The organism is Klenkia terrae, from assembly GCF_037083865.1.
GTDB classification, from domain to species: Bacteria; Actinomycetota; Actinomycetes; order Mycobacteriales; family Geodermatophilaceae; genus Klenkia; species Klenkia terrae.
The window spans coordinates 97658-111954 of record NZ_JBAPLV010000005.1; the positions used below are offsets into that span (position 1 = coordinate 97658).

General features: G+C 73.4%; 12 protein-coding genes and 2 tRNA genes. 11 read left to right on the forward strand and 3 right to left on the reverse strand.

What is annotated here, in order from left to right; translation table 11 throughout:
• The first annotated feature begins 50 nt into the window (after positions 1–50).
• From UXQ13_RS06925 to UXQ13_RS06940, 4 genes are all read left to right on the forward strand, one after another.
• Positions 51–1085 (forward strand): YlbL family protein, encoded by a 1035-nt coding sequence (locus UXQ13_RS06925; protein ID WP_336392046.1) that lies wholly within the window; start codon positions 51–53, stop codon positions 1083–1085.
• 221 nt (positions 1086–1306) lie between these two features.
• A complete protein-coding gene (locus UXQ13_RS06930) occupies positions 1307–4303 on the forward strand; it encodes a UPF0182 family membrane protein (protein WP_336392047.1) in 2997 nt (998 codons plus the stop codon).
• Positions 4304–4351: 48 nt separating this feature from the next.
• A tRNA-Met gene (locus tag UXQ13_RS06935) sits at positions 4352–4428 on the forward strand.
• A gap of 164 nt (positions 4429–4592) precedes the next feature.
• Positions 4593–4669 (forward strand) — tRNA-Met (locus UXQ13_RS06940).
• Between the two features lie 55 nt (positions 4670–4724).
• Here UXQ13_RS06940 and UXQ13_RS06945 read toward each other — a convergent pair.
• From UXQ13_RS06945 to UXQ13_RS06955, 3 genes are read right to left on the reverse strand one after another with little or no spacing between them, the layout of a single operon-like run.
• Positions 4725–5777, reverse strand: a complete 1053-nt coding sequence (locus UXQ13_RS06945) for a maleylacetate reductase (protein ID WP_336392048.1) — start codon at positions 5775–5777, stop codon at positions 4725–4727.
• A complete protein-coding gene (locus tag UXQ13_RS06950; RefSeq protein WP_336392049.1) occupies positions 5774–6643 on the reverse strand; it encodes an intradiol ring-cleavage dioxygenase in 870 nt (289 codons plus the stop codon). The genes UXQ13_RS06945 and UXQ13_RS06950 overlap by 4 nt, the downstream gene beginning before the upstream one ends.
• Positions 6640–8430 (reverse strand): FAD-dependent monooxygenase, encoded by a 1791-nt coding sequence (locus UXQ13_RS06955; protein ID WP_336392050.1) that lies wholly within the window; start codon positions 8428–8430, stop codon positions 6640–6642. The genes UXQ13_RS06950 and UXQ13_RS06955 overlap by 4 nt, the downstream gene beginning before the upstream one ends.
• A 244-nt stretch (positions 8431–8674) precedes the next feature.
• On the opposite strand from UXQ13_RS06955, the gene UXQ13_RS06960 reads away from it, so the two are divergent.
• The 7 genes from UXQ13_RS06960 to UXQ13_RS06990 are packed head-to-tail and all read left to right on the forward strand — an operon-like array spanning position 8675 to position 14284.
• Positions 8675–9973, forward strand: a complete 1299-nt coding sequence (locus UXQ13_RS06960; RefSeq protein ID WP_336392051.1) for an ABC transporter substrate-binding protein — start codon at positions 8675–8677, stop codon at positions 9971–9973.
• Positions 9973–10731, forward strand: a complete 759-nt coding sequence (locus tag UXQ13_RS06965) for an ABC transporter ATP-binding protein (protein WP_336392052.1) — start codon at positions 9973–9975, stop codon at positions 10729–10731. Before UXQ13_RS06960 ends, UXQ13_RS06965 begins: the two co-directional genes overlap by 1 nt.
• Positions 10728–11438 carry an ABC transporter ATP-binding protein gene (locus UXQ13_RS06970; RefSeq protein WP_225234748.1) on the forward strand — a complete coding sequence of 237 codons (711 nt, stop codon included), beginning with the start codon at positions 10728–10730 and terminating at the stop codon, positions 11436–11438. The genes UXQ13_RS06965 and UXQ13_RS06970 overlap by 4 nt, the downstream gene beginning before the upstream one ends.
• Complete coding sequence (locus tag UXQ13_RS06975) at positions 11435–12304, forward strand: branched-chain amino acid ABC transporter permease (protein WP_225234749.1); 870 nt, start codon at positions 11435–11437, stop codon at positions 12302–12304. Before UXQ13_RS06970 ends, UXQ13_RS06975 begins: the two co-directional genes overlap by 4 nt.
• Entirely contained in the window at positions 12301–13308 is a 1008-nt protein-coding gene (locus UXQ13_RS06980; RefSeq protein WP_225234750.1) for a branched-chain amino acid ABC transporter permease, read from the forward strand. Before UXQ13_RS06975 ends, UXQ13_RS06980 begins: the two co-directional genes overlap by 4 nt.
• Before the next feature lie 23 nt (positions 13309–13331).
• On the forward strand, positions 13332–13631 hold the full coding sequence (locus tag UXQ13_RS06985; protein ID WP_336392053.1) for a GNAT family N-acetyltransferase: 300 nt from the start codon (positions 13332–13334) through the stop codon (positions 13629–13631).
• Entirely contained in the window at positions 13628–14284 is a 657-nt protein-coding gene (locus tag UXQ13_RS06990) for a DsbA family protein (protein ID WP_336392054.1), read from the forward strand. Before UXQ13_RS06985 ends, UXQ13_RS06990 begins: the two co-directional genes overlap by 4 nt.
• The last annotated feature ends 13 nt before the right edge of the window (positions 14285–14297 follow it).

Consider the following 14297-nt stretch of genomic DNA (forward strand, 5'->3'; position numbering starts at 1 on the left):
CCGGCGCCGAGCACGGCCGCTGCCAGCGGGGTCACCTACTGTCGGCCCCCGTGAGCCGTCGTGTGACCGTCCTCGTCGCGGGTGTGGTGCTGCTGCTGGGGTTCGGCCTCGTCGGCACGCTGGTCCCGGTGCCCTACGTCGCGCAGGTGCCCGGCCCGACCTACAACACCCTCGGCGACCTCGACGGCGACCCGATCATCAGCGTGGCCGGCCGCGACCGCAACGACGTCAGCGGCAACCTGAACCTGACCACCGTCGGCGTGCCCCAGCGGCCGCTGACCCTGGTCGGCGCGGTGCAGGGCTGGTTCGACGACGAGGTCTCGGTCGTCCCCCGGGACACCGTGTACCCGCCGGACCAGTCGGTCGAGGAGACCCAGCAGCAGAACCGGCAGGCGTTCCTCACCTCGGAGCAGTCGGCGAACGCCGCCGCGCTCGGCGAGCTGGGGTACCCGGAGAAGGTCGTCGTGCAGAGCGTGGCCGACGACTCGCCCTCGGCCGGGCAGCTCGAGGCCGGCGACGCCCTGGAGGCCGTGCAGGGGACGCCGACCCCGGACACCGACACCCTCGACGCCGTCCTGACCGCGATCCCGGCCGGCACCGCCGTCGCCGTGGACTACACCAGGCAGGGCGAGGCCGGCCAGGCGACGGTGACCACCGCCTCCGGCGACGGCCGGGACGGGTCCTTCCTGGGCATCGGGGTGCTGGAGACCCCCTCGGCGCCGTTCACTGTGGACATCCGGGTCGACGACGTCGGCGGGCCCTCGGCCGGGCTGATGCTGACCCTGGGGATCATCGACCTGGTCGGGGACACCGACCTGACCGAGGGCGCGGTCATCGCCGGCACCGGCACCATCGACGCCGACGGCACGGTCGGCCCGATCGGCGGCATCCCGCTGAAGATGATCGCCGCGCGCGACATCGACGCCCAGCTGTTCCTGGTCCCCGCCGACAACTGCGAGGAGGCCCTGGCCAACGCCCAGCCCGGGCTGCCGATGGCCCGGGTGGCCACCCTCGAGGACGCCCTGACGGCGCTGGCGACCTTCCGGGACGGCGGCACCCCGTCGCCCTGCACCGCCGGCGACTGACCGCTCCCGCCCGGGCACCCAGGCGGGCGTGGTGTGCTTGGGCGCGACCGGGAACCCGGGGGCGGCCGCGGCAGTTGAGCAGACGTCCCCAGCCTCTCCGGTCAGGCTGCCCCCCGCGCCTGTCGGGCGGCTGTCGGCGACCGGTCGGTCAGCTGTGATCCCCGGCGGTCGCCGCAGCAGGACGACGAACTCGAGCAACTGAAGGAGCCCGCCCCGTGACCATGCGGCCACCCGTGCCGGTGCCGACCCTGTCCCGGCGCGCCAAGCTGGTCATCGGCGTCATCGCCGTCCTGCTGGTGCTGTTCACCGTGATCGGCACCCTGACCAACGTCTACGTCGACTTCCTCTGGTTCGACGAGACCGGCTACACCGAGGTGTTCTGGACCGAGATCCAGACCCGGGTGCTGCTGTTCGCCGTCGCCGGCGTCGCCACCGGCGGCCTGGTGGCGCTGGCGGTGTACCTGGCCTACCGGTTCCGCCCGACGTTCCGGCCGATGAGCCTGGAGCAGCAGAACCTCGAGCGCTACCGCCAGTCGATCGAGCCCCGCCGCACCCTGGTGCTGGTGGCGCTGGCCGTCGTCCTGGGCCTGTTCGCCGGGTTCACCGCGCAGGGCAGCTGGGAGACCTGGCTGACCTTCCGCAACTCCACCCCGTTCGGCACCGTCGACCCGCAGTTCAGGCTGGACAACTCCTTCTTCGTCTTCGAGCTGCCCTTCTACCGGCTGGTGCTCGGCTTCGGGTTCGCCATCGCGATCCTGGCGCTGATCGGCTCGCTGCTGACGCACTACGTGTTCGGCGGCCTGCGGCTGCAGACCCCGGGCCAGAAGCTGTCGGGCGCGGCCCGGGTGCAGCTGTCGGTCCTGCTGGGCCTGTTCGTGGCGCTCAAGGCGGTGGCCTACTGGCTGGACCGCTACAGCACCGTCTACTCCGACCGCGGCGGGGTGTTCACCGGCGCCAGCTACACCGACGTCAACGCCCTGCTGCCGGCCAAGACGATCCTGGTCTTCGTCGCCGCCATCTGCGCGATCGCGTTCTTCGCCAACATCGTGGTCCGCAACTTCGCGCTGCCGGCCGCCTCGCTGGTGCTGCTGATGCTGTCCTCGCTGGTCATCGGCGTGGCCTACCCGTCGATCGTGCAGCAGTTCGTCGTCCGGCCCACGCCGGACGAGAAGGAGGCGGCGTACATCTCGCGGGCCATCGACGCGACCCGCGAGGCCTACGACATCAGCGACGTCGACTACGTCCAGTACGCCCAGGACCAGACGACGGACACCGCGACCGACGCCGACGCCGCGGCCGCCGCGACCGAGCTGGCCGGCTCGCCGACGGTGTCCAACATCCGCCTGCTGGACCCCAACGTCCTGTCCGACACGTTCACCGCGCTCCAGCAGATCCGCAACGTGTACGGCTTCCCGGCCCGCCTGGACGTCGACCGCTACACCGTCGACGGCGTCACCCAGGACTACGTGGTGGCCGCCCGCGAGCTCGACCAGTCCAACCTGTCGGACAACCAGAGCAGCTGGATCAACCGGCACGCGGTCTACACCCACGGCAACGGCTTCGTCGCAGCACCCGCCAACCAGGTGGTCAGCGGCGCCAACAACGGCGGCCAGCCGAACTTCACCACCGGCGACCTGCCGACCACCGGCAACATCCCGGTGGAGCAGGCCCGGATCTACTACGGCGAGCTGCTCAACGACAACGGCACCGACGTCTACTCGGTGGTCGGGTCCGCCGACGGCGAGGGCGACCGGGAGTTCGACCGGCCGGAGTCCGGGTCCGACGAGGGCCAGGTCAACTTCACCTACGACGGCGACGGCGGCGTCTCGATCGGCAGCTTCTTCCGGCAGCTGACCTTCGCCATCTACTACCGCGAGCGGAACTTCATCCTCTCCGGTGCGGTGAACGACAACTCCCGGGTGCTCTACGTCCGGGACCCGCTGGACCGGGTGGAGAAGGCGGCCCCGTTCCTGACGGTGGACGGCGACCCGTACCCGGCGGTCGTCGACGGCCGGGTGACCTGGATCCTCGACGGCTACACGACGTCGGACGCGTTCCCCTACGCCGAGCAGATGCAGCTGGGCGAGGCGACCACCGACGCGCTCACCGGCACCGGGACGACGGCGCTGCCCAACGAGACGTTCAACTACGTCCGGAACTCGGTCAAGGCCACCGTGGACGCCTACACCGGTCAGGTCACGCTCTACGCCTGGGACGAGGAGGACCCGGTGCTGGCCACCTACATGCAGGCCTTCCCGGGCGTCGTGCAGCCCAAGTCGGAGATGCCCGACGACCTGGTCAGCCACGTCCGGTACCCCGAGGACCTGTTCAAGCTGCAGCGCGACGTACTGACCCGCTACCACGTCAGCGACGCCGGGGACTTCTACAACCAGAACGACCGCTGGCAGATCCCGGACGACCCGACGATCGACGGCAGCACCGCCGCGCAGCCGCCGTACTACATCCTGGCCCAGCGGCCCGGTGACCCCGGGGCGAGCTTCCAGCTGACCAGCGCGCTCAACGCGTTCAACCGGGAGAACCTGTCGGCGTTCATCTCCGCGTCCTCGGACCCCGGGGACTACGGCCAGCTGCAGGTGCTCCGATTGCCGGGGAACACGCCCTACCAGGGACCCAGCCAGGTGCAGAACGCCATGACGTCGAACGAGGCGGTGGCGTCGAACCTGAACATCCTGCGGCAGGGCAACGACGTCCGGTTCGGCAACCTGCTGACCCTGCCCATCGGGGACGCCGGTCTGCTGTACGTCGAACCGGTGTACGTGCAGGCCCGGTCCAACAACGGGTTCCCGCTGCTGCAGAAGGTGATCGTCAACTACCAGGGCCGGATCGGGTACGGCGACACCCTCGCCGCCGCGCTGGACCAGGTGTTCGGCGCCGGCGCCGGCGCCTCGGCACCGGACAGCGGGACGACGCCGGACACCGGTGGTGACGGCAGCAGCAGCTCGCCGACCACCTCGGCGCCGACGACCACCGCTCCGCCCTCGGACGGCGGCGGGGGCGACGTGGTCGTGGACTCGGCGACCGCGCAGGCGATCGCCCAGATCCAGCAGGCGCTGCAGGACCTGGCCGCCGCGCAGGCCTCGGGCAACTTCGCCGCGGTCGGCACGGCCCAGCAGGCCCTCGCCGACGCGTCGGCGGCGTTCCAGGCGGCGCAGTCCGCGGCCACGGCCAGCGGCGCCGCGGCCAGCCCCACGGGCTGACCCCGGGTGGGACCACCCCGGCCCGCTGGGCTAGGGTGGTCCTACCGACGCGGGGTGGAGCAGCTCGGTAGCTCGCTGGGCTCATAACCCAGAGGTCGCAGGTTCAAATCCTGCCCCCGCTACCACGATCACCGCGGCCCCGGACTCGACACGAGTCCGGGGCCGCGGTGTTTCCCGGGGTGCGGTGCGTCTCGGGCCCGGGCGGGCGGAGCCGGCACGGCAGGGTGTGCACCGTCACGTGCCCCGGGTTCGACGCCGACCCGGGGGCGGGGTAATGTCTTCCTTGCGACGCGGGGTGGAGCAGCTCGGTAGCTCGCTGGGCTCATAACCCAGAGGTCACAGGTTCAAATCCTGTCCCCGCTACCACCACGAAGGCCCGGACTCCTCGGAATCCGGGCCTTCGTCGCATCCGCATCCGGGGTCAGGCGGTGGGCGGCTCGCCGGCCCAGGCCCGGTGCAGCAGAGCGGTGACGCCGTCCCGGGTGACCGGGCGGGGGTTGGCGTACGGGCTGGCCAGCACCTGGTCGGCGACCACGTCGACGTCGGCCTCGGCCATGCCGAGCTCGGCCAGCGAACGGGGCGCACCCAGCTCGCCGGCCAGGTCCCACAGCGCCCGCGCCGGGTCGGCCCCCAGGCCCAGGGCGCCCACCGCGTCGGGCACGGCCGGGGCGTTGAAGGCCAGGGCGTGCGGCAGGACGACGGTGTGGGTGGGCGCGTGCGGCAGGTCCAGCGTGCCGCCGAGGGCGTGGCAGAGCTTGTGGTGCAGGGACATCGTGGTGGCTCCCAGCACCGCCCCGCACAGCCACGCCCCGTACTGGGCGTCGCCGCGGGCCTCCAGGTCGGCCGGCTCGGCGGCGATCCGCGGGAGCGCGGACACCAGCGCGCGGACGCCCTCGGCGGCCATCAGCGAGACGATCGGCGTGCCGTCGGGGGCGTAGAGCCCCTCCACGGCGTGCGCGATCGCGTTCATGCCCGAGGTCACCGACATGGCGACCGGCAGGGGCAAGGTGAGCTCCGGGTCGTAGACCACCGACACCGGCAGCACCCGCGGGTCCCGGCCGGTCTTCTTGACCCCGTCGGCGGTCAGGCCCCAGACGGGGGTCATCTCCGACCCGGCGTAGGTGGTGGGCACGGCGAGCACCGGCAGCCCGTGCTCCAGGGCGATCGCCTTGCCCAGCCCGACCGCCGACCCGCCGCCCACGGCCACGCAGCCGTCGGCGCCCAGCTCGGCGGCCAGGGCCTGCGCGCGGTGGGCGACCTCGACCGGGACGTGCATCCGCGCCTCGGCCAGCACCCCGGCGGCCCGGTCGCCCAGGGCGTCGGCGACCAGCTGCCCGGTGGCCGCCTGCTCCGGGGAGCACAGCACCAGCACCCGGGTCAGGCCGAGCGCGGCGACCTCCTCGGGCAGCCGGGCCAGCGAGCCGGGGCCGAAGACCACCCGCATGGGCAGCGCGGTGTGGGTGAAGGACCTCATGCCGGCAGCAGCGAGAGGTCGAAGGTGAGCGTGCGGAACGGGTTGGCCAGCCCGACCTCTGCCGCCCGGGCGGGGTCGTCGACCTCGGGCACGTCGCGGACCAGGGAGTCCTTGACCCCGAAGACGGCGTCGGAGTCCAGGTAGGGGCTGTCGGCGACGAAGACGTGCGTGGTCACCGGCCGGAACCCCTCGGCGGCGGCGATGAAGTGCAGGTGCGCGGGCCTGTTGGGGTGCCGGGCGGTGGCGGCCAGCAGCCGGCCGACCGGGCCGTCGTCGGGGATCGGGTAGTAGCGCGGGACGACCGAGCGGAACCAGAACCGGCCGTCGTCGTCGGTGGTGAAGATGCCGCGCAGGTTCCCGGCGGGCTGCAGGTCGGGCTGCTGGACGTCGTAGAAGCCGTCCTCGTTGGTCTGCCAGACGTCGACGGTCGCCCCGGCCAGCGGGGCGCCGTCGGGGCCGGTGACCTGGCCGGACACCAGGCACGGGGTGCCCTTGCCGTCCAGGGCGATGTCGTCGCCGAGCTCGCGGACGGGGGAGGCGACCATGTGGAAGGGGCCCAGCACGGTGGACTCGGTGGCCGTGCCGCCGGTGCGGTGGTTGATCGTCTCCACCAGCATCGACAGCCCCAGCACGTCCGAGAGCAGGATGAACTCCTGCCGGGTGGGCGTGCAGGTCTGGCCGGTCTCGGTGAGGAAGCCGATCGCGGCCTCCCACTCGGCCTCGGTGAGCTCGACGTCCTTGGCGAAGTCGTGCAGGTGGCGGACCAGCGAGGTCAGCACCTGCCGCAGCCGCGGGTCCGGGGTGCCGGCGAAGGACGCCGCGACGACCTCGGCGGACCGCTCCTCGCTGAACAGCTCGCCGCTCACGAGCGGTCCAGCACGGTGCGCAGGGCCGCGCCCAGCGCGGCGTCGGGATCGGGGGAGGCCTCGGCCCAGCGGGCGGCCACGTAGCCGTCCGGGCGGACCAGCAGGGCGCCGCCGTCGGACACCCCGCGCAGCCGGGCCCAGTCGCCGTAGAGGTCGTCGTGCGACCGGCCGGGGCCGATCAGCGCCGTGCCGACGTCGAGGCCGAGGTCGGCGCCGACGGCGTCGGCCGCGGACACCCAGCCCTCGCCGCCGATGCCGGTGACCACGGTGAACCGGCCGTGCCCGACCAGGTCCAGGGTGGACACCTGCCGGCGGTGGTCGGTGGTCAGCCAGGCGTGCGGCAGCTTGGCGCCGGGCCGGGAACTGGGGTGGTGGTACAGCTCGAGGTCCCGGGTGGGCTCCTCGGGCGGCGTCCCGTCCGGGACGACGGCGGCCGACGCGTAGCGCTGGTCCAGCTCCACGCCGTGGCAGTTGAACTCGTAGTCCTTGAACGCGATGGCCTCGCGCAGCGCGGCCCGCTGCTTCTCCGCCTCCGGCGTGGCCTCCTTGCGGGCGGCCATGTGGGCGACCATCTCGTCCGGGTCCTCGGTGGACAGCAGGCCCAGGGCGTCGAAGATCCGGGCGGTGTCCCCGATCGACTGGTTCGCCCGGTCGACGACCTGCTTGCCCACCGGGGAGCGCTCGGCGGAGTAGCTGTCCAGCAGCCCCGGCCCGGCCTGGCCCTTCACCACCGCGGCGAGCTTCCAGGCCAGGTTGAAGGAGTCCTGGATGGAGGTGTTGGAGCCCAGCCCGTTCGACGGCGGGTGCCGGTGCACGGCGTCCCCGGCGCAGAAGACCCGGCCCGAGGAGTAGGACTCGGCGTAGAGGTGGTTGACCGTCCAGGCCGAGGAGCTCTCGATCCGCACCGGGACCTCGTCGTCACCGATCAGCTTGCGCACGATCGACAGCGCGTAGTCCTCGGTGAGGTCGGGCGCCGGGCCGTCGATGTCGTAGCCCCACACGATCAGCCAGCGGTGCCACGGCCGGACCATCCGCACCAGGCCGGCGCCGATGCCGCCGACGTCCGCGCCGGGCTGCAGCACCCAGTAGAGGACCGAGGGCCGGTCGGCGACCAGGTGGGTGAGGTCGGCCTCGAAGACGATGTTGATCGAGCCGCCGACACCCATCCGGCCCTCCAGCGGCAGGTCCAGGTCGGCGGCCACCTGCGAGCGGCCGCCGTCGGCGCCGACCACGTACCGCGCCCGGATGTCGTAGGAGTCCCCGCGCACCCGGTCGCGGACCCGCACGGTCACGCCCTCGTCGTCCTGGGTGAGGGAGAGGTACTCGGTGTCGAAGCGGACCCGGGCGCCGCGGGACTGCGCGTTGTGCAGCAGCACCGGCTCCATGAGGTCCTGCGGCATGTCGCAGATCCGGGTGGGGGAGGCCGCCGTGTAGTCGGCCAGCCGGTCGGGCCGGGGGCCCCAGCTGTGCAGCCGGCCCAGCTCCTCCCCGGCGATCGAGGTGCAGTAGACGAGGTTGCCCATCAGCTCCTGCGGGGCGGCCTCGGCGGCCACCTCCTCCTCGACGCCCAGGTCGCGGAGCACCTCCATGGTGCGCTGGTTGGTGATGTGCGCCCGGGGCGTGTCGGCCAGCCGGCCGTACTTGGTGATCACCAGCGTGTCCACGCCGTAGGTGGCCAGGGCGAGGGCGGCGGCCGAGCCGGCCGGGCCGCTGCCGACCACCAGGACGTCGGTCTCGACGACGGTGCGGCCCTCGGGCGGGACGACGGGGGTGCTGGGGGACGACATGCGGTGCTTCCTCCACGGCGGTGTGGCCGTTCGCCTGACGAACGGGGCTTCGCTGGACGGTCGGTCCACGTCGAGTCAAGCCCGTGGCCCCCGTCCCGTCAACGCCGGACGCGTCGAGGTCACGGCTGTGCATCGGCCGTGCGGGAGCTGATTGACAGCGCGGAGCGTGGCGTACTTCACTTCGACCGCTCTACGCACGCTCGTTCGTCTGGCGAACGGCGCCCCGTCACCCCCTGGAGTCCTCGTGCACCGTCGCACCCTCTCTCGCCCGGCACTCGCCCGGGCGGTCGCCGCCACCGGCGCCGGCCTGCTGGTCCTCACCGCCTGCGGGGGCGGGCTGGGCTCGGCCGACGGGGGAGGGGAGGACGGCAGCACGCTGACGATCGGCTACGTCACCCCGCAGACCGGCCCGCTGGCCGCCTTCGGCGAGGCCGACAGCTTCGTGGTGGACCAGATGACCGACTACTTCGCCGACAACCCGCTCGAGCTCGGGGGCACCAGCTACGACGTCGAGATCGTCGTCAAGGACACCCAGTCGGACTCCGTGCGGGCCGGCGAGGTGACCGCCGAGCTGATCAACGACGACGGCGCGGACCTGATCCTGGCCGCCTCCACGCCGGACACGGTCAACCCGGTGGCCGACCAGTGCGAGGCCAACGGCGTCCCGTGCATCACCACCGCTGCCCCCTGGCAGCCCTACTTCTTCGGCCGCGGCGCCTCGGAGGGTGACTCCTTCGACTGGACCTACCACTTCTTCTGGGGCCTGGAGGACGTCGAGGCGGTCTACCAGGACATGTGGAGCCAGGTGGACACGAACAGCCAGGCGGGAGCGCTGTGGCCCAACGACCCCGACGGCAACGCCTGGTCCGCGGACTTCCCCGGCGTGGTGTCCGAGAACGGGTACACGATCACCGACCCGGGCCTCTACGAGAACGGCACCCAGGACTACAGCGCGCAGATCTCGGCCTTCCAGGCCGCCGACGCGCAGATCCTGCTCGGCGTGCCGATCCCGCCGGACTTCGCCACCTTCTGGCAGCAGGCCCAGCAGCAGGGCTACAGCCCGCGGATCGCGACCGTGGCCAAGGCGCTGCTGTTCCCCTCGGCCGTCGAGGCCATCGGCGACTCCGCCGACGGGCTGTCCACCGAGGTGTGGTGGACCCCGGAGTACCCGTTCGAGAGCTCGCTGACCGGGCAGTCGGCGCAGGAGCTGGCCGACGCCTACGAGGCCGGGACCGGCCAGCAGTGGACCCAGCCGATCGGCTTCGTGCACGCGCTGTTCGAGGTGGCCGTCGCCGCGCTGACCGAGGCCGACAGCACCGACGGGCAGGCGGTCGTCGACGCCCTCGCCGACCTGCAGGTGTCGACCGTGGTCGGCGACCTGGACTGGACGTCGGGCCCGGTGCCCAACGTGGCCAAGACCCCGCTGGTCGGTGGCCAGTGGCGGGCGACCGAGGGCGGCGAGCACCCGTTCGAGCTGGTCATCGTCAGCAACTCCGAGCACCCGGAGATCCCCACCGCCGGCACCGTCGAGCCGCTGGGCTGATGACCGTCCCGCTGCTGGAGGTCAGCGGGGTCGGCAAGCGCTTCGGGAAGCTCACCGTGCTGGAGGACGTCTCGTTCTCCCTGGCCCCCGGTGAGGCCCTGGGCGTGGTCGGTCCCAACGGGGCCGGGAAGTCCACCCTGCTCAACGTGGTCGCCGGGGTCCTCCCCGCCGACGGCGGCCGGGTCGTCCTCGACGGCACCGACGTCACCCGCACCGACGCCGCGGCCCGCTGCCGCGGCGGCATCGGCCGCAGCTACCAGGTGCCCCGGCCCTTCGGCGGCATGACGGTGTTCGAGAACGCCCTGGTGGCCGCGTCCTTCGGGGCGGGGCTGCGCGGGCGGGCCGCGGCCGACGCGGCCTTCGCCGCACTGGTGACCGCCGGGCTCGACCGCCAGGCCGACACCCCGGCCGGCACGTTGCGGCTGCTGGACCGCAAACGGCTCGAGCTGGCCCGGGCGCTGGCCACCGGGCCGCGGCTGGTGCTGCTGGACGAGATCGCCGGCGGGCTCACCGAGGCCGAGGTGCCCGCGCTGGTGGAGACCGTCCGGCAGCTGGGCCGGGAGGGCGTGGCCGTCGTCTGGATCGAGCACGTGGTGCACGCGCTGGTCGCCGTGGTCACCCGCCTGATGTGCCTGACCTACGGCAAGGTGCTGGCCGTCGGCGACCCGCAGGCGGTGCTCGCCGACCCGCAGGTCATCGAGGTGTACCTGGGCACCACCATGGCCGGGGACGACCCGGGCCTCGGGGACGCCGCGTGACCCCGCTGCTGGAGGTCGACGACGTCGACGTCTCCTACGGCGACGTCCCGGCGCTGACCGGTCTGACGGTCACCGTCGCCGAGGGCGAGACGCTCGCGGTGATCGGGGCCAACGGGGGCGGCAAGTCCACCCTGCTCAAGACGGTCGCCGGGGTGCTCCGGCCCCGGCGCGGGGACGTGCGGCTGGACGGGGAGTCGCTGGCGGGGGTCCCGGCGCACCGCCGGGTCGGCCGCGGGATCGCGATGAGCCCGGAGGGCCGGCGGTTGTTCCCCAGCCTCTCGGTGGAGGAGAACCTGCTGGTGGGCGCGCACTCCGGCCGACCCGGTCCGTGGGGCCTGGCCGCGGTCTACGAGCTGTTCCCGCTGGTGGCCGAGCGCCGGGCGCGCCCGGCGGCCAACCTGTCCGGCGGCGAGCAGCAGGCGGTGGCGATCGGCCGGGCGCTGATGGCCAACCCGCGGCTGCTGCTGCTGGACGAGGTGAGCCTGGGCCTGGCGCCGGTCGTGGTCGCCCAGCTGTACGCGGCGCTGCCGCGGATCACCGCCCAGGGGACGACGGTGCTGGTGGTCGAGCAGGACGTGCACCAGGCGCTGGCGGTGGCCGACCGGGTGCAGTGCCTGCTGGAGGGCCGCACGGTGCTCGAGGGCCCGGCGGCGTCGGTGGACATGGCCGCGCTGTCGGCCGCCTACTTCGGGGTGACGAGCACATGAGCTGGGTGAACGCCGTCGTGCAGGGGATCCTGCTGGGCGGGCTGTACGCACTGGTGGCGGCCGGGCTGTCGCTGGTCTTCGGCGTCATGCGGATCGTGAACCTCGCGCACGGGGTGCTCGCGGTGCTGGCCGCGTTCGGCGCCTACGTGCTGGGCGACGCCCTGGGGCTGCACCCGTTCCTGGCACTGCTGGTGGTGGTGCCGGTCATGGCCGCGGTCGGCTACGGCCTGCAGCGCGGGTTGCTGAACCGGGCGCTGGGCGGGGGCGAGCTGGCCCCGCTGCTGGTCACCTTCGGGCTGGCGATCGTGCTGCAGAACGCGCTGCTGGAGGCGTTCTCCGCGGACAGCCGCCGCCTGGACGTCGGGGCGCTGGGCACCGCGAGCATCCGGCTGGGCGACGGGCTGACCGTCGGGGTCTTCCCGCTGCTGGCCGCGGTCGTCGGCGTGCTGGTCATCGCCGCGATCGGCCAGTTCCTCGCCCGGACGGCGACCGGCCGGGCCATGCGGGCCACCAGCGACGACCGCGACGCCGCCGCGCTGATGGGCATCGACGGCCGGCACCTGTACGGGGTGGCGACGGCGATCGCGCTGGGCACGGTGGCCATCGCCGGGGTCTTCCTGGGCGCCCGCAGCACCTTCGACCCGGCCGCCGGCGGGGTCACGCTGATCTTCGCCTTCGAGGCGGTGGTCATCGGCGGGCTCGGTTCGCTGTGGGGGACGTTGCTGGGCGGCGTCGTCCTCGGGGTCGCCCAGGCGCTGGGCGCGGCGGTCGACCCGGCCTACGGCGTGCTCGCCGGCCACCTGGTCTTCCTGGTCGTGCTGGCCACCCGCCCGCGCGGTCTGCTGCCCTCGGCGGTGACCGCGTGACCGCCACCGTCGAGCGGGCGGCGTCCGCGCCCCGGGTGCGCCGGGGTGGCCGGGGTGCCTGGGTGGGTGCCGGGCTCGCCGTCGTCGCGGTCGCGGTGCTGGGCTACCTGCCGCTGCTGACCACCCGCGGCACCCAGGTCGACCTGGTCGGGCTGTTCAGCCTGGTCGTGCTGGGCACCATGTGGAACCTGCTGGCCGGCTACGGCGGCATGGTCTCGATCGGCCAGCAGGCCTACATCGGGGTCGGTGGCTACGGGCTGGTGTACCTGGCCTCGACCGTCGGGGTGGACCCGTTCCTCGCCGTCCCGGTGGCGGCGGTGGTCTGCGCGCTGCTGGCCTGGCCGACGTCCTACCTGGCGTTCCGGCTCAACGGGGGCTACTTCGCCATCGGCACCTGGGTGATCGCCGAGGTCGTCCGGCTGCTGGTCACCCAGGTCGACGCGCTGGGGGCGGGGTCCGGTGCGTCGCTGACCGGGTTCGCCGGCATCGACCCGACCTACCGGATCGCCTACGTCTACTGGCTCTCGCTGGCGATCGTCGTGGTCGTGGTGGGCGGGGTGTACCTGCTGATGCGCTCCCGGCTCGGGCTGGCGCTGACCGCGATCCGGGACGACCCGACCGCGGCGGGCTCGCTGGGCGTCGGGGTCACCCGGGCCAAGCGGGTGGTCTACGTCGCCGCCGCGGCGGGCTGCGGGCTGGCCGGGGCGATGATCGTGGCGAACACGCTGCGGGTGCAGCCCGGGTCGATCTTCTCCGTCGACTACTCGGCGATGATGATCTTCATCGTGGTGATCGGCGGGATCGGCACCATCGAGGGGCCGATCATCGGGGCGCTGGTCTTCTACGCCCTGCAGGACTCCCTCGCCGACCTGGGCAACTGGTACCTCGTGGTCGTCGGGCTGGTCGCGATCGCGGTCACGCTGCTGGCGCCGAAGGGGCTGTGGGGGCTGACCCGGGGCCGGGTCGAGCTGTTCCCGACCGGCCACCGGGTGGGAAGCCGCTGAGGGCCGGCGGCGTTGGCCGCGGCATGACCGCACCGTCGGAGACCACCGTCCGGGACGACCCCGAGCACAGCCGCTACGTGATCCTCGAGGGCGACCAGCGGGTGGGCCTGGCGGCCTACACCCGCTCCGGGGACACCTGGACCTTCACCCACACCGAGGTGGAGTCCGGGGAGGGGCACCACGGCCTGGGCGGCACGCTGGTCCGGGCCGCGCTGGACGACGTCCGCGCGGCCGGCGGCACCGTCGTCCCGCAGTGCCCGTTCGTGGCCGGCTGGATCGCCCGGCACCCGGAGTACCGGGACCTGGTGGAGCCGACCCGGTGAGGGACCCCTTCCCCCTCCACGCCGACGACCACGTCTACGGGGACCCGGACGCGCCGGTCACCGTGCTGGAGTACGGCGACTACGAGTGCCCGTACTGCGCGGCCGCCGCCCCGGTGCTCAAGGCGCTGGTCGACGGCTCGGACGGCGGCGTCCGGCTGGTCTTCCGCCACTGGCCGCTCCACGACACGCACCCCTACGCGCTGACCGCGGCCCTGGCCGCCGAGGCCGCCGGCGACCAGGGCGCCTACTGGGAGATGCACCACCTGCTCTACCAGCGGCAGGACCGGCTGACCGACGCCGACCTGGCCGGGTACGCCGTCGAGCTGGGCCTGGATCCCGCCCTGGCGGTGGGGGAGGCGGCCCAGCGCTACGGCGACAAGGTGGAGGCCGACTTCGCCACGGGGGTCGCGCTGGAGGTGCCGGGCACGCCGACGCTCATCATCGACGGCCAGCTGTTCAGCGGCCGGCCCGACCTGGCGGCGCTGCGCCGCGCGGTCGGCGCGGCCGGGCAGGGCTCCTCAGACCCGGACGCCGGGCTCCAGCCAGGGGCGCGGGGGAAGCGCCGGTGGCTCGTCGGACGCCGGCGAGCACAGCGGGAACCGCTCGCCCAGGGTGCGCAGCAGGAGGGTGCCGAGAACCGCTGCGGTCAGTGACCCCAGCAGGATC